Origin of the sequence: Streptomyces sp. NPDC003036 (genome assembly GCF_040611175.1) — a bacterium.
GTDB lineage: Bacteria > Actinomycetota > Actinomycetes > Streptomycetales > Streptomycetaceae > Streptomyces.
On the sequence record NZ_JBEXNO010000010.1, the window covers coordinates 114,303 to 134,141 of the forward strand.

Consider the following 19,839-nt stretch of genomic DNA (forward strand, 5'->3'; position numbering starts at 1 on the left):
AAAGGCTGATCTGTCGCCGACCATTGTGGACCGTCCCACTGACAACCCCGACCGCGACCCGGAAGAGGGACGATCGGGTGGGACGGGAACTTCCGCGACCGTCGGTGCGCTTGCATACAGTGGCAGGACTTTCACCGCACGACTTTCCACATCGCGATCGAAGGGACGTACATGCCCATGGGTCACACGGCCACAGCCCAGGCCGGCTCCGGCGGACTGACAGCGACCGAGCACCGGCTGGCCAACGGCCTGCGCGTGGTGCTCTCCGAGGACCACCTGACCCCGGTCGCCGCGGTGTGCCTCTGGTACGACGTCGGCTCGCGCCACGAGGTGAAGGGCCGCACCGGCCTCGCCCACCTCTTCGAGCACCTCATGTTCCAGGGCTCCGCCCAGGTCAAGGGCAACGGCCACTTCGAACTCGTCCAGGGCGCCGGCGGCTCCCTCAACGGCACCACGAGCTTCGAGCGGACCAACTACTTCGAGACGATGCCCACGCACCAGCTGGAGCTGGCCCTGTGGCTCGAGGCCGACCGGATGGGCTCGCTGCTCACCGCGCTCGACGACGAGTCCATGGAGAACCAGCGGGACGTCGTCAAGAACGAGCGCCGCCAGCGGTACGACAACGTCCCGTACGGCACCGCCTTCGAGCGGCTCACGGCCCTCGCCTTCCCCAAGGGCCACCCCTACCACCACACGCCGATCGGCTCCATGGCGGACCTGGACGCCGCCACCCTGGAGGACGCGCGGAACTTCTTCCGTACGTACTACGCGCCGAACAACGCCGTGCTGTCCGTCGTCGGCGACATCGACCCGGAGCAGACGCTCGCCTGGATCGAGAAGTACTTCGGCTCCATCCCGGCCCACGACGGCAAGCAGCCGCCGCGCGACGGCACGCTCCCCGACGTCATCGGCGAGCAGCTGCGCGAGGTCGTCGAGGAGGACGTCCCGGCCCGCGCGCTCATGGCCGCCTACCGGCTGCCGCACGACGGCACCCGCGAGTGCGACGCCGCCGACCTGGCCCTGACCGTCCTCGGCGGCGGCGAGTCGTCCCGGCTCCACAACCGCCTGGTGCGCCGCGACCGTACGGCCGTGACGGCCGGCTTCGGCCTGCTGCGCCTGGCCGGGGCCCCCTCCATGGGCTGGCTGGACGTGAAGACCTCCGGCGGCGTCGAGGTGCCCGACATCGAGGCCGCGGTCGACGAGGAGCTGGCGCGGTTCGCCGCCGAGGGCCCGACGCCCGAGGAGATGGAGCGGGCCCAGGCCCAGCTGGAGCGCGAGTGGCTGGACCGGCTCGGCACGGTCGCCGGCCGCGCCGACGAGCTGTGCCGCTTCGCCGTGCTGTTCGGCGACCCGCAGCTCGCGCTCACCGCCGTCCAGCGCGTCCTGGACGTCACCGCCGAGGAGGTGCAGGCCGTCGCCCAGGCGCGGCTGCGCCCGGACAACAGGGCCGTACTGGTCTACGAGCCGGTCAACGGCGACCAGAGCGATGCCGACCACAGCGAGGAAGAAGAGGGGGCCGACCAGTGAGCGACGCCGCTGTGTCCCTGACGTCCATGGAGTTCCACCCGCAGCCCCGGCCCGGTACCGCCCGGCCCTGGGCCTTCCCCGCCCCCGAGCGCTCCACCCTCCCCAACGGCCTGACCGTGCTGCGCTGCCACCGCCCCGGTCAGCAGGTCGTGGCCGTCGAGATCTCCCTGGTGGCCCCGCTGGAGGCCGAGCCCGAGGGCCTGGACGGCGTCGCCACGATCATGGCCCGGGCGCTGTCCGAGGGCACCGACAAGTATTCGGCGGAGGAGTTCGCCGCCGAGCTGGAGCGCTGCGGCGCCACGCTCGACGCGCACGCCGACCACCCCGGCGTACGCGTCTCCCTGGAGGTCCCGGTCTCCCGGCTGGCCAAGGCCCTCGGCCTGGTCGCCGACGCCCTGCGCGCGCCCGCCTTCGCCGACAGCGAGGTCGAGCGCCTGGTGCGCAACCGGCTCGACGAGATCCCGCACGAGATCGCCAATCCGTCGCGCCGCGCCGCCATGCAACTCTCCAAGGAGCTGTTCCCGGCCGACTCCCGGATGTCCCGGCCTCGCCAGGGCACCCTCGAGACGGTGGAGCGGATCGACTCCGCGGCCGTACGGGCCTTCTACGAAGCCCATGTCCGGCCCGCCACGGCCACCGCCATCGTCGTGGGCGACCTGACGGACGTCGACCTCGACGCGGTGCTCGCCGACACCCTCGGCGCCTGGACCGGCGACACCGCCGAGCCCCGCCCCGTACCGCCCGTCACGGCCGACGACACGGGCCGTGTCGTCATCGTCGACCGCCCCGGCGCCGTGCAGACGCAGCTGCTGATCGGCCGCGTCGGTCCCGACCGGCACGACCGCGTCTGGCCGGCCCAGGTGCTCGGCACGTACTGCCTCGGCGGCACCCTCACCTCGCGCCTGGACCGCGTGCTGCGCGAGGAGAAGGGCTACACCTACGGCGTACGGGCCTTCGGCCAGGTGCTGCGCTCCGGTCCCGGAGGCAACGGCGCCTCGATGCTCGCCATCAGCGGCTCCGTCGACACCCCCAACACCGGTCCGGCCCTCGACGACCTGTGGAAGGTGCTGCGCACCCTCGCCGCCGAGGGCCTGACCGACGCCGAGCGGGACGTCGCCGTGCAGAACCTCGTGGGCGTCGCCCCGCTCAAGTACGAGACGGCGGCCTCGGTCGCGGGCACCCTCGCCGACCAGGTCGAGCAGCACCTCCCGGACGACTTCCAGGCGCAGTTGTACGCCCGCCTGGCCGAGACCGGGACGGTGGAGGCCACGGCCGCGGTCGTCAGCGCCTTCCCCGTGGACCGTCTCGTCACCGTGCTCGTCGGCGATGCCGCGCAGATCAAGGAGCCGGTCGAGGCGCTCGGTATCGGTGAAGTGAGCGTCGTCACCGGCTGATTGACGGCGGGTCGGCCGCGCGTCGCCGGCCGCGTCACCGGCGGAACCCCGGCATCCATGCGGATGCCGGGGTTCCGCCGTCTGCTGCCGCTGCCCTCGCCGGTCCACCGCATGTCCGTTTTGTTGGGGAGGTTACGTGTCTGCCCTGTGGCGTGCGCTACAAAAAACCGTGTCCGTTTGGTGATTGAAAGATCAGCCGCTTAGCGTCTGATGCGCTGTCCGCCCGCTGTACCCGCCGCATCCGCGGCACCGGGCAGCCATCGCCGAATCCCCATCGGGCGCGAGCCCGGGGAGCCGGGGACCCACACGAAGTCCCTGGGGTGAATCGGACGCCTTCGCATCCGTGCGGAGGGGCCCGTAGGAGACCTTCCTGCTCCGAACCCGTCAGCTAACCCGGTAGGCGAGAAGGAAGGAAAGGATCAGCCACCGTATGGCGTTCACCCGTGCCACCGGGAAGCACCGTGCCCCGAGCCGCCTGAGCCGCAAGAGCGCACACGTCGCCGGCGTGGCGGCCATCGCCACCACCGGCGTCATCGGAACCCTCGCTTCCCCGGCGCTCGCCGCCGACGCGGACGTCCGCGCACTGGAGGACACCGGCCTCAACCAGGCGGTCATCACCGACACGCTCGCCGAGACCGTCGACGCCCAGGCCGAGGCCCAGGAGCGCGAGGCCGAGGAGGCCGCCGCCCGCGCCGCCGCCCAGGCCAAGGCCGAGGCGGAGGCCAAGCGCAAGGCCGAGGCCCGCGTCAAGGCCGCCCGCGAGGCGGAGGAGCGCGCCGCCCGCGAGGCCGAGCGCAAGCGCCTGAACTCCTTCACGCTCCCGGTCGCCGGTTCCTACGTCAGCACCGGCTACCAGACCGGCGGCGCCATGTGGTCCTCCGGCAGCCACACCGGCGTCGACTTCCACGCCCCCTCCGGCTCCACGGTCGTCGCCGTGGGCCTGGGCACCGTCGTCGAGGCGGGCTGGGGCGGCGCGTACGGCAACAACGTGGTGATCCGGATGGCCGACGGCACGTACACGCAGTACGGCCACCTCTCCTCCGTCAGCGTCTCGGTCGGCGAGCGGGTCATGCCCGGCCAGCAGATAGGCCTCTCCGGTTCCACCGGCAACTCCTCCGGCCCGCACCTCCACTTCGAGGCCCGTACGAGCGCCGAGTACGGCTCCGACATCGACCCCGTCGCGTACCTGCGCTCGCACGGCGTCAACGTCTGACCTCCGACCGCACGACCCGAGACAGACAAGGCCCCGGCTCCTCATCCGAGCCGGGGCCTTCGCCGTTCTCCGGCGCGGCCGGTCTGGCCAAAAGATATCCATGGATTTCGACCCGGCGTCGGAAATTCAGGAATGGTGCCATAGAGTCACTGAACACTCGTCAAATCGGTCGGACGCACGCTGTTTCGCGCGCATTACGTCGGAGGTTCGGTATGCGCATTCCCGCGCACTCGGTATGCACGGCGATTCGCGACGACATCGTCTCCGGCGTCTTCCCGCGTGGTAGCCGCCTCACCGAGGAGCAGCTGGCGCGCCGCTACGGCGTCTCCCGCGTCCCGGTCCGCGAGGCCCTGCGAACCCTGGAGTCGGAGGGCTTCGTCACCACCCGCCGCCACGCCGGGGCGTGTGTCGCCGAGCCCACCGAGCAGGAGGCCGCCGACCTGCTGGAGGTCCGGGCGCTGCTGGAGCCGCTCGGCGCGGCGCGGGCCGCCCAGCGGCGTACCGAGGCGCACCTCAAGGTGTTGCGGGGCCTGGTCAGGCTGGGCCAGGAGCGGGCGCGCCGGGGCCAGGGGGAGGACCTGCGGGCGCTCGGCGACTGGTTCCACGAGACGCTCGCCCAGGCCTCCGGCAGCCCGGGCCTGACCGCCCTGCTGACCCAGCTGCGGCACAAGATCGCCTGGATGTACGCGGTCGACCAGCCGCCCGCGCCCGTGGAGGCGTGGGCCGAGCACGGCGCGATCGTCGACGCGGTGGCGCGCGGTGACGCCGAGCGGGCCCGGGCGCTGACCGCACTGCACGCCGAGCGCTCACTCGGCGCGCACCGGCTGCGTGTGAGGAGTCCGCAACATCGCGTCAACACGGTGAGCGCCCGCAATTAACAACGCGGCCGTATACAGAAAGGTTCACCAAAAAAGCGGAGCCGTATCACCCCGGAATTCGGGGGCGATACGGCTCCGCCGCAAGAGGACAGGTAATTGTCCGAGGTGATGTCGAGGCGACGTCCGAGGTGATGGCCGGGACGATGCCCGAAGCCCGTCAGACGGTCTCGGGAAGCTCCTCGAGACCCTCCGCGACCAGCTTCGCCAGGCGGTCCAGGGCGGCGTCCGCACCCTCCGCGTCCGACGCGAGCACGATCTCCTCGCCGCCCTGCGCACCCAGGCCGAGGACCGCGAGCATCGACGCGGCGTTCACCGGGTTGCCGTCGGCCTTGGCGATCGTCACGGGGACGCCGGCGGCCGTGGCGGCACGGACGAAGATGGAGGCGGGGCGGGCGTGCAGGCCCTCGGCCCAGCCGACGTTGACGCGGCGCTCAGCCATGGTGTTGCCCTTCGAGTTCAGGGGGTTGTCTAGACCACTCTCTCATGTTCTCCGGTGTGCACGCGAACCTGATCAATGTGCCCTGTCCACAGCACCTCCGCGACCGGTGTCCCGCACCGTAACCTGGGCCCATGCGGACCCCGTCGGATCAGCCGGAACATGCGTACCCCGACCACTGGGAAGCCGACGTCGTGCTGCGCGACGGCGGCACCGCGCGGATCAGGCCGATCACCCCGGACGACGCGGAACGCCTGGTCAGCTTCTACGAGCAGGTCTCCGACGAGTCGAAGTACTACCGGTTTTTCGCACCCTACCCCCGCCTCTCCGCCAAGGACGTGCACCGCTTCACGCACCACGACTACGTGGACCGGGTGGGCCTGGCCGCGACCGTCGGCGGCGAGTTCATCGCGACCGTCCGCTACGACCGGATCAACGAACAGGGCCTGCCCGCCGGCGCCCCCGCCGACGAGGCCGAGGTCGCCTTCCTCGTCCAGGACGCCCACCAGGGCCGGGGCGTCGCCTCCGCGCTCCTCGAACACATCGCGGCGGTGGCGCGGGAGCGGGACATCCGGCGGTTCGCGGCGGAGGTGCTGCCCGCCAACAACAAGATGATCAAAGTCTTCACGGACGCCGGGTACACCCAGAAGCGCAGCTTCGAGGACGGCGCCGTCCGCCTCCACCTCGACCTGGAGCCCACCGACCGCTCCCTCGCCGTGCAGCGCGCCCGCGAGCAGCGCGCCGAGGCCCGCTCCGTGCAGCGGCTGCTCGCCCCCGGCTCGATCGCCGTCATCGGCGCCGGCCGCGCCCCCGGCGGCGTCGGCCGCACGGTCCTGCGCAACCTCCTCGACGCCGGATACACCGGCCGTACGTACGCGGTGAACCACGCCCTGCCGGAAGGCGAGTCCGTCATGGACGGCGTCCCCGCCTTCCGGTCGGTCGCCGACATCGACGAGCCCGTCGAGCTCGCCGTCGTCGCCGTCCCCGCCGAGCGCGTACCGCAAGCCGTCGCCGCCTGCGGCGAGCACGGCGTCCAGGGACTGGTCGTCCTCTCCGCCGGGTACGCCGAGCAGGGCGCCGAAGGGCGCGAGCGCCAGCGGGAGCTGGTCCGCCAGGCCCGCTCGTACGGCATGCGCGTCATCGGCCCCAACGCCTTCGGCGTCATCAACACCGCCCCCGGCGTGCGGCTGAACGCCTCCCTCGCGCCGCACCCGCCGGCGCGGGGCCGCATCGGGCTCTTCACCCAGTCCGGCGCCATCGGCATCGCGCTGCTGTCCGGGCTGCACCGGCGCGGGGCGGGCCTGTCGTCCTTCGTCTCCGCCGGGAACCGGGCGGACGTGTCCGGCAACGACATCCTGCAGTACTGGTACGAGGACGCCGACACGGACGTCGTCCTGCTGTACCTCGAATCGATCGGGAACCCGCGCAAGTTCACGCGGCTCGCACGGCGCACGGCGGCGGTGAAGCCGGTCGTCGTGGTCCAGGGCGCCCGCCACAGCGGCAGCGCGCCGCCCGGCCACGCGGTGCCGGTCACCCGCATCCCGTACGCCACGGTGTCGGCCCTCCTCCGGCAGGCGGGCGTCATCCGCGTCGACACCGTCACCGAGCTCGTCGACGCGGGCCTCCTCCTCGCCGGACAGCCGCTCCCGGCCGGGCCCCGGGTGGCGATCCTCGGCAACTCCGAGTCCCTCGGCCTCCTCACGTACGACGCCTGCCTGACGGAGGGGCTGCGACCGCTGCGGCCCCGCGACCTGACGACCGCCGCCACGCCCGAGGACTTCCGCGCGGCCCTGGCCGAGGCGCTGCGGGACGACGCGTGCGACGCGGTGGTGGTCACCGCGATCCCGTGGGTCGGCGAGAATGGCGTGACCGAGTCCGGCGACGGCGAGGTCCTCGCGGCCGCGCTGCGCGCCGCGTCCGCCACGGCACCGACGAAGCCGGTCCTGGTGGTCCACGTCGAGATGGGCGCCCTGGCCGACGCCCTGGCCGCCGCCACGAGCACGGCGCCGCCCCCGCGGACCCCCGCGCCCCCCGCGTCCACTGGTACCCCCGCCACCCCCGCGGCCGGCGAGCCCGACGGGGCCCCGGCCCCGGCCCCCGCCACCGACCCGGACCCGGACCCGGGCCCCAACCCCGACAACCGCATCCCCGCCTACCCCGCCGCCGAGCGGGCCGCCCGCGCGCTCGCCCAGGCCGTGCGGTACGCCCGCTGGCGGCGGCAGGCCGCCGAGCCCGGCCGGGTGCCGCACTACGACGGGATCGACGAGGCGGGGGCCGCCGCGCAGATCGAGCGCGTGCTGAGCGAGACCGGTGACGCGGGGGAGCGGGGCGTCACCCTCGACGCCGAGGCCGCGCGCGAGCTGCTCGGGCGGTACGGCATCGACGTACGCCCCGCCCTCGCCGCCCCCACCCCCGACGCCGCCGTCCGCGCCGCGGAGCGCCTCGGTTACCCCGTCGCGCTCAAGACCACCGCACCCCACCTGCGCCACCGCCCCGACCTCGGCGGCGTACGCCTCGACCTGGCCACCGAGCAGCAGCTGCGCGCCGCGTACGCCGAGCTGACCGAGACGCTCGGCAAGCCCGAGGAGCTCCAGCCGGTCGTGCAGGCCATGGCGCCGCGCGGGGTCGACACCGTCGTCCGCGCCGCCATCGACCCCGGCGTCGGCGCCGTGCTCTCCTTCGGCCTCGCCGGCGCCCCGTCCGAGCTTCTCGGCGACACCGCCCACCGGCTGGTCCCGGCCACCGACCGGGACGTCGCCGAGCAGATCCGCTCCATCCGCACCGCGCCGCTGCTGTTCGGCTGGCGCGGCTCGGACCCGGTCGACACCCCCGCCCTCGAAGAGCTGCTGCTGCGGATCTCCCGGCTGGTCGACGACCACCCCGAGATCGTCTCCATCGGCCTGGAGCCGGTGGTCGTCGCCCCCCGCGGCCTGTCCGTCCTCGGCGCGTCCGTCCGCCTCGCGCCGCCCCCGGCCCGTACCGACCTGGGGCCGCGGCGGCTTCCCAACTACTGAGGGGGCGGGTGTCCCCCTACCGGCCCCGTAGGATGGAGCTCATGGCGAAGACCGGTACGACGACCCAGGGGCTGCGCGCGGCGATCGAGCGCAGCGGCTACTACCCGGCCCTCGTGGCCGAGGCGGTGGAGGCCGCCGTGGGCGGCGAGCCCATCGCCTCGTACCTGGTCCATCAGGAGACCACCTTCGACGCCAACGAGGTCCGCCGCCACGTCACCGTCCTCGTCCTGACGGCCAACCGCTTCATCGTGAGCCACACCGACGAGCAGAACGCCGACACCAGCTCCCCGACGCCGTACGCGACGACCTCCACCGAGTCCGTGAAGCTCGGCCGGATCTCCTCCGTGGTCCTCAGCCGCGTCGTCGCGAACCCGGAGTCGTACACCCCGGGCACCCTCCCCCGCGAGGTGGTCCTCAACATCGGCTGGGGCGCGGTCTCCCGCATCGACCTGGAGCCCGCCGCCTGCGGCGACCCGAACTGCGACGCCGACCACGGCTACACCGGCAACGCCACGGCGGACGACCTGAGCCTGCGTGTCAGCGAGGCCGGCGACGGCCCCGAGACGGTCCGCCAGGCCCTCGCCTTCGCGCAGGCCCTGTCCGAGGCCACCGCGGCCACCCGCTGATGGTGCAGCCCACCGCGACGGCCGCCGCCTGGCCCGACGACCCGACGCCGCTCGCCCTCGACACCGCGCCCGTACCGGAGTACGGCTCCGGTTCCCTCGCCGACCTGCTGCCCACGCTCGCGGCGGCCCAGGGCGTACCGGGGTGCGACCACCGCATCGCGGAGCTGGCGCCCGCCGACCGCAACTGCGTGTTCCTGATCGACGGCCTCGGCTGGGAGCAGATCAAGGCCCACCCCGACGAGGCGCCGTACCTCACCTCCCTCCTCGCCACCTCGCGCGGCGGGACCGGGCGGCCCCTCACCGCCGGCTTCCCGGCCACCACCGCCACCTCGCTCGCCTCCGTCGGTACGGGCCTGCCGCCCGGCGCGCACGGCCTGACGGGCTACACCGTGCGGGACCCGGACACCGGTGCGCTGATGAACCAGCTGCGCTGGCGGCCCTGGACGCCGCCGCACGTCTGGCAGCCGTACCCCACGGTCTTCCAGATGGCCGACGCCGCCGGCGTCCACACGGCACAGGTCTCGTCGCCGGCCTTCCAGGACACCCCGCTCACCAAGATCGCGCTCAGCGGCGGAACGTTTCACGGGCGGCTCTCGGGCGACGAGCGCATGGATCTCGCCGCCGAGCAGCTCGCCGCGGGCGACCGCTCGCTGGTCTACACGTACTACAGCGAGCTCGACGGCAGCGGCCACCGCCACGGCGTCGACTCCGACTCCTGGCGCGGCCAGCTGATGTGCGTGGACCGCCTCGTCCAGCGCCTGGTCGAGCAGCTGCCGCCGCGCTCCGCGCTGTACGTCACCGCCGACCACGGCATGGTGGACATCCCGTTCGACGAGCAGTCCCGGATCGACTTCGACGAGGACTGGGAGCTGCGCGCCGGAGTCGCCCTGCTGGGCGGCGAGGGCCGGGCCCGCCACGTCTACGCCGTGCCGGGCGCCGAGGCCGACGTCCTGGCCTGCTGGCGCGAGGTGCTCGGCGAGCAGTTCTGGGTGGCGAGCCGCGAGGAGGCGATCGCGGCGGGCTGGTTCGGGCCAGGGATCGACGAGCGGGTGTATGGCCGGATCGGCGACGTCGTCGCCGCCGCGCACGACGACGTCGTGATCACCGCGTCCGTCAACGAGCCGCACGAGTCCGCGATGGCGGGCATGCACGGCTCGATGACCCCGGCCGAGCAGCTCGTCCCGCTCCTCGAAGTCCGTTCCTGACCCGTTCCCGACCCCTGTCCCTGCCCCCTCCGACCCGAAAGGTCGTCACTTTCCCATGCCCGAGTTGGTGTTCTTCTCCGGAACGATGGACTGCGGAAAGAGCACCCTCGCTCTTCAGATCGAGCACAACAGGTCCGCCCGGGGCCTCCAGGGCATGATCTTCACGCGTGACGACCGCGCCGGCGAGGGCAAGCTCTCCTCCCGCCTCGGCCTGGTGACCGAGGCGGTCGAGGCGGCCCCGGGCATGGACCTGTACGGCCACCTGGTGAACCAGATGTCGAAGGGCGGCAAGGTCGACTACGTCATCGTCGACGAGGCGCAGTTCCTCGCCCCCGAGCAGATCGACCAGCTGGCCCGCGTCGTGGACGACCTGGACCTGGACGTCTTCGCCTTCGGTATCACCACGGACTTCCGCACCAAGCTCTTCCCCGGCTCGCAGAGGCTGATCGAGCTGGCGGACCGCGTCGAGACGCTCCAGGTCGAGGCGATGTGCTGGTGCGGGGCGCGCGCCACGCACAACGCCCGCACGGTGGGCGGCGAGATGGTGGTCGAGGGCGAGCAGGTCGTCGTGGGCGACGTCAACCGCCCCGCCGGGGAGGTCGGTTACGAGGTCCTGTGCCGGCGCCACCACCGCCGCCGCATGACGAGCGCCGCCGCCCGCGCGGCCGCCCTCTCCCCGGACGTCCTGCCGGTCACCTGAGCCGAACGATCTCAGCGGCCGGTCGACCGTACGAGCGTGAAGACCGCGCCCTCCGGGTCCGCGACCGTCGCGCGCCGGCCGGTGGAGCCGTCGCGCGGCGGCTCCAGCACCCGGCCGCCCAGCTCGGTGACCCGGCGCGCCGCGTCGTCCGTGTCCGCCACCTCGAACCAGGTCATCCAGTGCGCGCCCCGGTCCCGCGGCAGCGCCGCGCCGACGCCGTGCAGCGAGGCCACCGGGCGGTCGTCCAGCTTCAGCGTCACCACGTCCAGGTCGGCGGAGGCGAGCGGCTCCAGCTCGTACCCGAACACCGTCTTGTAGAACTTGCCGACCGCCTCGGTCTCCTGCGTCAGCAGCTCGTTCCAGACCGGTGTGCCGTGCCTGCCCGCCACCGCCGTACCGAGGTGCGCCGCGGCCTGCCAGACCCCGAAGACGGCGCCCGTCGGGTCGGAGCAGATCACCATGCGGCCGGCGTCGGCGGCGTCCAGCGGCCCCACGGCGACCGTGCCGCCGCTGCACCGGATCGATTCCGCGCTCTCGTCGGCGTCGTCCGACGCCAGGTACGGCGTCCAGGCCGTCGGCAGGCCCCGGTCGGCCGGGTGCTGACCGATACCGGCGACCTCCTCGCCGTCGAGCAGACCGCGCAGGTACGGGCCGAGCTGCTGCGGTCCCGGCTGGAACCGCCAGCCGAACAGCGCCCCGTAGAACTCCCGCGTCGCGTCAAGGTCGTGCGCCATCAAACTCACCCAGCAAGGTGTACCGGGTTTGCGCCGAGCCGCCTCGGTCATCGTCACTCTCTCCTTCGACCATCGGTTGTGGCCGTGCGGGGGGACCGGGCGTGCGCGCCGTCGGGTACCGGCTCCACGCCTCGTCAGATGCTTGCACCACTGGCCGCGCGGTGCGTCCCGGCCGCGCCGGGATGTGGCGCGATCCCGCAGGAGGATGCCCGGTTTTCCGAGGCCCATCCGCGGTGTGACGGCCCCCGCGCGGGCCGCCGCTGAGCGAGGATGGCACGTATGAACCCCATCATCTCCGCGACCGAACTGGCGACCGAGCTCGCCGGACCCCGCCCGCCGGTCCTCCTGGACGTCCGCTACCAGCTCGGCGGCCCGCCCGGCCACCCGTTGTACGAGGCGGGGCACATCCCGGGCGCGGTCTACGTCGACCTGGAGACGGAGCTCGCGGGCAAGCCCGGCCCCGGCGGCCGCGGGGGCCGGCACCCGCTGCCGGACGTGGCCGAGTTCGGCGCGGTGATGCGCCGGGCGGGCGTCTCCGCGTCCTCGCGGGTGGTCGCGTACGACGGCGCCCAGGGCTGGGCGGCGGCGCGCGCGTGGTGGCTGCTGCGCTGGGCGGGGCACGCGGACGTACGGGTCCTCGACGGCGGTCTCGCCGCGTGGCGGGGCGAGCTGTCGACCGCGACGCCCACGCCCCCCGTTGGCGACTTCACGCCACGGCCGGGGGCCCTGCCCCTGCTGGACGCCGACGGCGCGGCGGCGCTGGCCCGGACGGGCCTGCTGATGGACGCGCGGGCGGCGGAACGGTACCGGGGCGACGTGGAGCCGATCGATCCGGTGGCCGGGCACATCCCGGGGGCGGTGTCGGCCCCGACCATGGAGAACGTCGACGAAGAGGGCCGCTACCTGCCGGCCGAGGCGCTGGCGGCACGCTTCAAGACCCTGGGCGCGACGGACGCCCCCCAGGTCGGCGTCTACTGCGGCTCGGGCGTCTCGGCCGCCCAGCAGATCCTGGCGCTGGAGCTCGCCGGCATCGAGGCCGCCCTCTACGCCGGTTCCTGGTCCGACTGGTCCAGCGACCCCGCCCGCCCGGTCGCCAAGGGCCCCGAGCGCGGCTGACGCACCGCCCGGGCCGGCCTCGGCCCGGGCGGTTGCTCCGGCTACTCCTGCTTCTTGCGGCGCGTACCGAAGACGATCTCGTCCCAGCTCGGGACCGCCGCGCGGCGGCCCGGGCGGACGCCGTCCGCCTCCGCCTGGCGATCGGTCGTGCCGATCAGGCGGTCGCGGTGACCGCTCACCGCGCGCGGCATCAGCACGTCCGCGTACGCCGAGCCGGCGCCCGCCGACGCGGCGGGGGCCGGGGGCTCCTCGGCGTCCGGTTCCTGGCCGGGATCGGCCGTGGACGGCTCCGCGGCGCCCGCGCGCTCCGGGACGACCATGTCGCCCCGGAAGCTCGGCACCGCTTCCAGCAGGCTCGTCAGCGAGTCGCGCTCGGGCTCCTCCTCGGCCTCCGGGACCGGCGGCGGCACCGGCGTGCGGTCCAGCGGCCGGTCGCGCGGCAGCCGCGCGATCCGGGGGACGAAGGGGAAGCTCGGCTCCGGCACCGCCACCGCGTCGTCGGTCTCGCCGATCAGGGACCGCGCCTCGTCGTCCACGGCCTGGACGAGCCGCCTGGGCGGGTCGTACGTCCAGCTGGCCGAGTGCACCTCGCCCGCGACGCGGTAGACGAGCAGGACCTCCCAGGTGCCGTCGTCCCGGCGCCAGGAGTCCCACACCACGGTGTCCTTGTCGGCGCCGCGCAGCAGCAGCCGCTCCTGCACGGCCTCGCCGAGCTGGGGGCCGGTGTTCTCGCCGGGCCGGCGCACGGGGGTCTTGCGGGCCCGCTCGGCCATGAAGGCACGCTCCGCGAGCACGGGGCCCTCGAAGCGGCGTACCCGCTCGACGGGGATGCCCGCGAGCTGGGCGACCTCCTCGGCGGAGGCACCGGCACGTATGCGCGCCTGGATGTCGCGGGGGCGGAGGTGGCTCTCCACCTCGATCTCGATCTGGCCGAGCCGGGCGCGGTCGTTGCGTACGGCGGCGCGCAGCCGTTCGTCGATCGGAAGCGTGTACTCCGTGTTGTCGGCAGCCTTCAGCACCAGTCGTGTGCCGTCGTTGGAGACGGCCACGACACGCAGTTCGGGCATGGGGACCTCCCGGGTGGTGCCTGCCGACGTCACCTGCGTCGCTGCTTCCGCTAGTCGAGTGTGGCCTGCCCGGGTGCAGCCTGCCACAACCTTGCCGAGTTGCCCGGCGTGTCGGGCATGGGCCCTGGAACGCCGTTATGGCACGGTTACCTGTTCGCGACGGAGCGTGACCGTGGCGGTCGCGCTGTGCGGCAGGCGTCCGTGCGGTGCCGCGGCGCCGCCGGATCGAGTGCCATGTGGCCCCCTCCCGTTGGTCCCGGACACCCATTGGAGGACCGGGGCCCAGGGTTCGCCACAGTACTCCATTCGGGCCAGCGGGGTGGACCGGCGCGCCGTCGAACTTCTCCCGCGGTACGGCAGTTGGGCATCCGGAGGTATTCCTCCCGGGTGGCATCCTTCACAGAATCGGCAGAAACGGAACTATTCGCTTCGCTCAAAAGTCCCTTCTCCGTGCATGCAGCAACAGACCGGTGGGCAAAGGGACGAAATGGAACACAAGCCGGAGACTCTGACAAAAGAGAGAGAAGGGAAGAAGAGGCGGCTCGACCTCACCGTCACCCAAGTGGCGGGCAGCGCGGTCGCCGCGGTCGTGGCGGCCAAACTCGCCGCCAAGCTGGGCGTGTACGGCACGGTCCTCGGCGCCGGCGTCATCAGCGTCATCGCCACCTGTGGCGGTCCGGTCTTCCAGCACCTCCTCACGGCGGCGGGCGAGCGGGTGCGGGCCGTCCGGCGCCCGCGCTCCACGGCGTCCGCCGAGCCAGGCCCCGCGCACGGCGAGTTCGGCGGTGCGACGACGTACCGCGCCCGTACGCGAGCGCGTACCGCGCGTACCCGTGGACGCGGCCGAAGGCGCTCGGTGATCGCGGCGGCGCTCGTCTTCGTCCTGGCGATGGCCGGCATCACGGCGTACGAGCTGATATCCGGCCAGGACTTCAGCGGCGGCGGGGGGACCACCATCGGCTCCGTCGTACGCGGCGGGGACTCCGAGCGGTCCCGGCCGGTCACCCCCCACGACAACCCGTACCGGCAGCAGGCACCGAGCCCGGACCCGGACCCAGACCCGGGCGCGCACACGGACCCGACACCGACACCGACTCCGCCGCCGACGCCCGACCCGGACACCACCTCGCCGTTCCCCTCCCCGACACCGACACCGACCCCGCCCCCGACGCCCACCCCCACGCCGACGCCTCCGACGCCGAGCTCCACGCCCCCGACGCCCGACGATGCCGACGCGACGGCCGAGTGAGGCGTCAGCCGCCCAGCACCCGCCGCAGGTAGTCGTTGCCGAACAGCCGGTCGGGGTCCAGCCGGTCCCGGAGCGCCGTGAACTCGCCGAACCGCGGATAGACCTCCGCCAGGTACGCCGCGTTTCGCGTGTGCACCTTGCCCCAGTGCGGTCGGCCGCCGTGCGCCGTCATGATCCGCTCCGCCGCGGTGAAGTACGCCCGGTACGGGCTGCCCTTGTACATGTGCACGGCGATGTACGCGGTGTCCCGGCCCGACGCCGTCGACAGCGCGATGTCGTCCGCAGGGGCCGTCCGCACCTCCACGGGGAAGCTGACGCGCAGGGGTGAGCGGTCCACCATCGCCTTCAGCTCGCGCAGCGCGTCGACCGCCGCCTCCCTCGGGATCGCGTACTCCATCTCCACGAACCGCACCCGGCGCGGGCTGGTGAAGACCTTGTACGGGATGTCCGTGTACGTACGCGAGGACAGCGCGCGGCTGGAGATCCTGGCGATCGCGGGGATGCTGGCCGGCACGGCGCGGCCCACCGAGTTGACCACCTGGAAGAGGCCGTTGGAGAGGAACTCGTCCTCGATCCAGGCGCTGACCCGCCCGGGCGGCGCCGCCGGGCCCGCGCTGCGGTTGTTGCGCTTGGTGGTGCAGTTCCCGGTGTGCGGGAACCAGTAGAACTCGAAGTGCTCGTTCTCCGCGTGCAGCGCGTCGAACTCCGCGGTGACCTTGTCGAAGGTCATCGGCTCCTCCCGCGCGGTGAGCAGGAAGAGCGGCTCCACGGCGAAGGTGAGGGCCGAGACCACCCCCAGGGCGCCGAGGCCGATCCGGGCGGCCGCGAAGACCTCCGGGTTCCCCTTCTCGGAACAGGTCAGCACCCGCCCGTCGGCCGTGACCAGCTCCAGCTCCCTGATCTGCGCGGCGATCGACGCCGAGTCCCGGCCCGTGCCGTGCGTCCCGGTGCTGGTCGCGCCCGCGACCGTCTGCTCCATGATGTCGCCCATGTTCGTGAGCGAGAGGCCCTCCCGGGCCAGGGCCGCGTTCAGCCGCTTCAGTGGAGTACCGGATTCCACCGTGACCGTCATCTCGCGGCGGTCGATGCGCCGGATCCCGGTCAGCAGGTCCGGCCGGATCAGCACTCCGTCGGTGGCGGCGATGGCCGTGAAGGAGTGACCCGTACCGACCGTCTTGACGCGCAGCCCGTCCTCGGCCGCCCTCCGTACCGTCGCCGCCAGCTCCGCCACCGAGGCCGGACGGGCCTCCCGTACGGGCCTCGCGGTGACGGTCCCCGCCCAGTTACGCCACGTGGTGCTGCTCCGGCTGTTCCGGGTCCTGCTCGCGCTGCTCACGCTGCCCCTGCCCCTCCCGCGTCGGCACCGGCCTGCGCAGCCGGCGGTATCCCAGGAACGCCACCGCGGCCGCGAGCACTCCGGCGATGCCGGGGACCGCGTACCCCGCGGCCGCCCCGTGCGCGTCGACCACCCAGCCGGCGGCCGAGGAGCCGAGCGCCACGCCGACCGCGAGCCCGGTACCCGTCCAGGACATGCCCTCGGTCAGCTTGCTGCGCGGTACGTGGGCCTCGACGAGGGCCATGGTCGTCACCATCGTCGGCGCGATGGCAAGGCCCGCGACAAAGAGCGCCACGGCCAGGATCGGCAGATTCCCGGCCAGTTGGAGGGGGATCATACTCACGGCCATCGCACAGACACCCAGAAGCCACCTGCGGGACGGCTCCCCCTTGAGGTGCAGCAGGCCGAAGACCGCACCCGCCACGCACGAGCCGAGCGCGTACACCGCCAGCACCAGGCTGGCCGCGGCCTTGTGGCCCTCCTCCTCGGCGAACGCCACCGTCACCACGTCCACCGCGCCGAAGATCGTGCCGGTGGCGACGAACGCGGCCACCAGCACCTGGAGGCCGGGGGAGCGCAGCGCCGAGCCGCCGGTGTGCTGCTCGATCGGATGGGGCTTCGGCTCGGTGCCGCGCTGGGCGGTCAGCCACCACACACCGACCGCCAGGAAGACCGCCGCCAGCAGCGGGCCCGCCTCCGGGAACCAGATGGTCGACAGCCCGATCGACACGATCGGACCGAAGATGAAGCACACCTCGTCGATGATCGACTCGAAGGAGTACGCGGTGTGCAGCTCGCGCGCCGAGCCCCGGTAGATGGTCGCCCAGCGGGCCCGGGTCATCGCACCGATGCTCGGTACGCAGCCCGCGGCGGCCGAGAAGACGAACAGCGTCCACTCCGGCAGGCCCTGCTGCGCGCAGATCAGCAGCCCCGCCACGGCCGTGACCGTGATCAGGGTGGCCGGGCGCAGCACGCGGCGCTGGCCGTACCGGTCGACGAGGCGGGAGACCTGCGGGCCGAGCACGGCGGCGGAGACGGCGAGCGTCGCCGAGAGCGCGCCGGCCAGGCCGTAGCGGCCGGTGAGCTGGGAGATCATCGTGACGATGCCGATGCCCATCATGGCCAGCGGCATCCGGCCTATGAAGCCGGCGGCGGAGAAGCCCACGGTTCCGGGGGCGGAGAAGATCGCGCGGTAGGGACTGGGCAAGGGGTACTCCGGCCGGTAAGGCGGTCAGGCGTAGGGGCGCGCGCGTGGCGTGAAGCGGCGTAAGGCGTCTGGGCAGCCTTCACAGGTTACGTCCGAATGAGTGAGGGCGCACGGCGGTTTTCCGGCTGTCGGACCCGGGTGGCAGGATCGATGCCATGTCCGATCAGCGCGATCCAGCTCCGTACGACGCCCTGCTGCTGCTCTCCTTCGGCGGGCCCGAGGGTCCCGACGACGTGGTGCCGTTCCTCGAGAACGTGACCCGGGGCCGGGGCATTCCCAAGGAACGGCTCAAGGAGGTGGGGCAGCACTACTTCCTCTTCGGCGGCGTCAGCCCGATCAACGACCAGAACCGCGCCCTGCTGGCCGCGCTGCGCAAGGACTTCGCGGACGCGGGCCTCGACCTGCCGGTCTACTGGGGCAACCGCAACTGGGCGCCGTACCTCACCGACACGCTGCGCGAGATGGTCGCCGACGGCCGCCGCCGCATCGCCGTCCTCGCCACCAGCGCCTACGCCTCCTACTCCGGCTGCCGCCAGTACCGCGAGAACCTCGCGGACGCGCTCGCCGCCCTGGAGGCGGAGGGCCTGCCGCTGCCCCGGATCGACAAGCTGCGGCACTACTTCAACCACCCCGGTTTCGTCCGGCCCATGGTCGACGGCGTCCTCGCGTCGCTCTCCGAGCTGGACGAGTCCGTCCGCGCGGGCGCCCACCTCGCCTTCACCACGCACTCCATCCCGGTGTCCGCCGCCGACGCCTCCGGCCCGGTGGAGGAGCACGGCGACGGCGGGGCGTACGTCAAGGAGCACCTGGACGTCGCACGCCTCATCGTCGACGCCGTACGGGACGAGACGGGCGTCGAGCACCCCTGGCAGCTCGTCTACCAGTCCCGCAGCGGCGCGCCGCACATCCCGTGGCTGGAGCCGGACATCTGCGACCACCTGGAGGAGCTCCACGGCGCCGGGGCCCCGGCGGTCGTGATGGTCCCCATCGGCTTCGTCTCGGACCACATGGAGGTCCTGTACGACCTCGACACCGAGGCCACCGCCAAGGCCGCCGAGCTGGGGCTCCCGGTGCGCCGGTCGGCCACCGTGGGCGCCGACCCGCGCTTCGCCGCCGCCGTCCGCGACCTCGTCCTGGAGCGCGCGGCGACCGAGCGGGGCACAGTGGTGGAGCGGTGCGCGCTCGGCGCCCTGGGCCCGTCGCACGACCTGTGCCCCGTCGGCTGCTGCCCGGCCCGTGCCGAGCGGCCCGCGGCGGCGGGCGCCGACAGCCCGTACGCGTAAGGAGACGCCGTGACCGACCCGCGTGACCCGCTCCCGACCGAGCTGCTGGACCTGGCCCTGGAGGCCGGGCGCCGGGCCGGTGCGCTGCTGCGCGACGGCCGCCCGGCCGACCTCGGGGTGCAGGCCACCAAGTCGAGCCCCATCGACGTGGTGACCGAGATGGACATCGCCGCCGAGAAGCTGATCACCGGCTTCCTCGCCGAGCACCGCCCCGACGACGGCCTCCTCGGCGAGGAGGGCGCCGCCACGGAGGGCACCAGCGGCGTCCGGTGGGTCGTCGACCCCCTGGACGGCACGGTGAACTACCTCTACGGCCTGCCCACCTGGGCCGTCTCCATCGCCGCAGAGCGGGGCGGCGAGACCCTCGTCGGGGTCGTGGTGGCCCCCATGCGCGACGAGACCTTCCACGCGGTCCTGGGCGGCGGCGCGTTCCTGAACGGCCGGCCCATCCGCTGCCGCCCGGCCCCGCCGCTGGACCAGGCCCTCGTCTCGACCGGCTTCAACTACGTGGCCGCGGTCCGCGCCCACCAGGCCGACGTGGCGCAGCGCCTCATCCCGCGGCTGCGCGACATCCGCCGCGGCGGCTCGGCGGCGATCGACCTCGCGGACGTGGCGGCCGGCCGCCTGGACGGCTACTACGAGCGAGGGCTGCGGCCCTGGGACCTCGCGGCCGGCGACCTGATCGCCCGCGAGGCCGGCGCCCTGACCGGCGGCCGCCCGGGCACCCCGCCCTCCGGAGACCTGACGGTCGCGGCCTCCCCGGGTGTCTTCGAGCCCCTCCAGGCCCTTCTGGAGGAGTTCGGCGCCTGGCACGACTGAGGCCCCCCGGGCGGCCGTACGCACGCGAAGGCCCC

Annotated in this window: 17 protein-coding genes and 1 riboswitch; of the genes, 12 read left to right on the forward strand and 5 right to left on the reverse strand. The window is 73.4% G+C overall.

From position 1 onward, the window contains the following. Window positions 1–177 precede the first annotated feature (177 nt). The 4 genes from ABZX67_RS10135 to ABZX67_RS10150 all read left to right on the forward strand — a co-directional run bounded on the left by ABZX67_RS10135 (window position 178) and on the right by ABZX67_RS10150 (window position 5,012). On the forward strand, window positions 178–1,527 hold the full coding sequence (locus ABZX67_RS10135) for a pitrilysin family protein (protein WP_355356834.1): 1,350 nt from the start codon (window positions 178–180) through the stop codon (window positions 1,525–1,527). A gap of 26 nt (window positions 1,528–1,553) precedes the next feature. Next, the gene (locus ABZX67_RS10140) at window positions 1,554–2,921 is read left to right on the forward strand and encodes a pitrilysin family protein (RefSeq protein WP_355356965.1); all 1,368 of its coding nucleotides are present in this window, start codon (window positions 1,554–1,556) and stop codon (window positions 2,919–2,921) included. 251 nt (window positions 2,922–3,172) lie between these two features. Continuing rightward, window positions 3,173–3,338: riboswitch (cyclic di-AMP (ydaO/yuaA leader) on the forward strand. A gap of 13 nt (window positions 3,339–3,351) precedes the next feature. Next, a complete protein-coding gene (locus ABZX67_RS10145; RefSeq protein ID WP_355356836.1) occupies window positions 3,352–4,134 on the forward strand; it encodes a M23 family metallopeptidase in 783 nt (260 codons plus the stop codon). A gap of 212 nt (window positions 4,135–4,346) precedes the next feature. Continuing rightward, window positions 4,347–5,012 (forward strand): GntR family transcriptional regulator, encoded by a 666-nt coding sequence (locus tag ABZX67_RS10150; RefSeq protein ID WP_355356838.1) that lies wholly within the window; start codon window positions 4,347–4,349, stop codon window positions 5,010–5,012. Between the two features lie 157 nt (window positions 5,013–5,169). Here the strand turns inward: ABZX67_RS10150 and ABZX67_RS10155 are convergent, their stop codons facing one another. Continuing rightward, entirely contained in the window at window positions 5,170–5,451 is a 282-nt protein-coding gene (locus tag ABZX67_RS10155) for an HPr family phosphocarrier protein (protein ID WP_030021209.1), read from the reverse strand. Window positions 5,452–5,582: 131 nt separating this feature from the next. Here ABZX67_RS10155 and ABZX67_RS10160 point away from each other — a divergent pair, with 131 nt between their 5' ends. From ABZX67_RS10160 to ABZX67_RS10175, 4 genes are read left to right on the forward strand one after another with little or no spacing between them, the layout of a single operon-like run. Beyond that, window positions 5,583–8,462 (forward strand): GNAT family N-acetyltransferase, encoded by a 2,880-nt coding sequence (locus ABZX67_RS10160; protein ID WP_355356842.1) that lies wholly within the window; start codon window positions 5,583–5,585, stop codon window positions 8,460–8,462. 41 nt (window positions 8,463–8,503) lie between these two features. Continuing rightward, the gene (locus tag ABZX67_RS10165) at window positions 8,504–9,088 is read left to right on the forward strand and encodes a DUF5998 family protein (RefSeq protein ID WP_355356844.1); all 585 of its coding nucleotides are present in this window, start codon (window positions 8,504–8,506) and stop codon (window positions 9,086–9,088) included. Continuing rightward, a complete protein-coding gene (locus ABZX67_RS10170) occupies window positions 9,088–10,293 on the forward strand; it encodes a nucleotide pyrophosphatase/phosphodiesterase family protein (protein ID WP_355356846.1) in 1,206 nt (401 codons plus the stop codon). The genes ABZX67_RS10165 and ABZX67_RS10170 overlap by 1 nt, the downstream gene beginning before the upstream one ends. A 55-nt stretch (window positions 10,294–10,348) precedes the next feature. After that, window positions 10,349–10,993, forward strand: a complete 645-nt coding sequence (locus ABZX67_RS10175; RefSeq protein ID WP_355356848.1) for a thymidine kinase — start codon at window positions 10,349–10,351, stop codon at window positions 10,991–10,993. A gap of 11 nt (window positions 10,994–11,004) precedes the next feature. Here ABZX67_RS10175 and ABZX67_RS10180 read toward each other — a convergent pair whose 3' ends face one another. After that, on the reverse strand, window positions 11,005–11,778 hold the full coding sequence (locus ABZX67_RS10180) for a VOC family protein (RefSeq protein ID WP_355356967.1): 774 nt from the start codon (window positions 11,776–11,778) through the stop codon (window positions 11,005–11,007). Window positions 11,779–12,006: 228 nt separating this feature from the next. Here ABZX67_RS10180 and ABZX67_RS10185 point away from each other — a divergent pair, with 228 nt between their 5' ends. After that, window positions 12,007–12,843 carry a sulfurtransferase gene (locus tag ABZX67_RS10185; protein WP_355356850.1) on the forward strand — a complete coding sequence of 279 codons (837 nt, stop codon included), beginning with the start codon at window positions 12,007–12,009 and terminating at the stop codon, window positions 12,841–12,843. Window positions 12,844–12,884: 41 nt separating this feature from the next. Here ABZX67_RS10185 and sepH read toward each other — a convergent pair whose 3' ends face one another. Further along, a complete protein-coding gene (gene sepH / locus ABZX67_RS10190; protein WP_355356852.1) occupies window positions 12,885–13,910 on the reverse strand; it encodes a septation protein SepH in 1,026 nt (341 codons plus the stop codon). A 562-nt stretch (window positions 13,911–14,472) separates the two neighbouring features. Between sepH and ABZX67_RS10195 the strand changes: the two genes are divergently transcribed. After that, complete coding sequence (locus ABZX67_RS10195; protein WP_355356854.1) at window positions 14,473–15,159, forward strand: hypothetical protein; 687 nt, start codon at window positions 14,473–14,475, stop codon at window positions 15,157–15,159. A 4-nt stretch (window positions 15,160–15,163) separates the two neighbouring features. Here the strand turns inward: ABZX67_RS10195 and ABZX67_RS10200 are convergent, their stop codons facing one another. Both ABZX67_RS10200 and ABZX67_RS10205 read right to left on the reverse strand, forming a co-directional pair. Further along, window positions 15,164–16,495, reverse strand: a complete 1,332-nt coding sequence (locus ABZX67_RS10200; protein WP_355356856.1) for a D-arabinono-1,4-lactone oxidase — start codon at window positions 16,493–16,495, stop codon at window positions 15,164–15,166. Beyond that, window positions 16,443–17,702 carry an MFS transporter gene (locus tag ABZX67_RS10205; RefSeq protein WP_355356858.1) on the reverse strand — a complete coding sequence of 420 codons (1,260 nt, stop codon included), beginning with the start codon at window positions 17,700–17,702 and terminating at the stop codon, window positions 16,443–16,445. The genes ABZX67_RS10200 and ABZX67_RS10205 overlap by 53 nt, the downstream gene beginning before the upstream one ends. 155 nt (window positions 17,703–17,857) lie before the next feature. On the opposite strand from ABZX67_RS10205, the gene ABZX67_RS10210 reads away from it, so the two are divergent. Both ABZX67_RS10210 and ABZX67_RS10215 read left to right on the forward strand, forming a co-directional pair. After that, a complete protein-coding gene (locus ABZX67_RS10210) occupies window positions 17,858–18,985 on the forward strand; it encodes a ferrochelatase (RefSeq protein ID WP_355356860.1) in 1,128 nt (375 codons plus the stop codon). 9 nt (window positions 18,986–18,994) lie between these two features. Beyond that, window positions 18,995–19,804 carry an inositol monophosphatase family protein gene (locus ABZX67_RS10215; protein WP_355356862.1) on the forward strand — a complete coding sequence of 270 codons (810 nt, stop codon included), beginning with the start codon at window positions 18,995–18,997 and terminating at the stop codon, window positions 19,802–19,804. The last annotated feature ends 35 nt before the right edge of the window (window positions 19,805–19,839 follow it).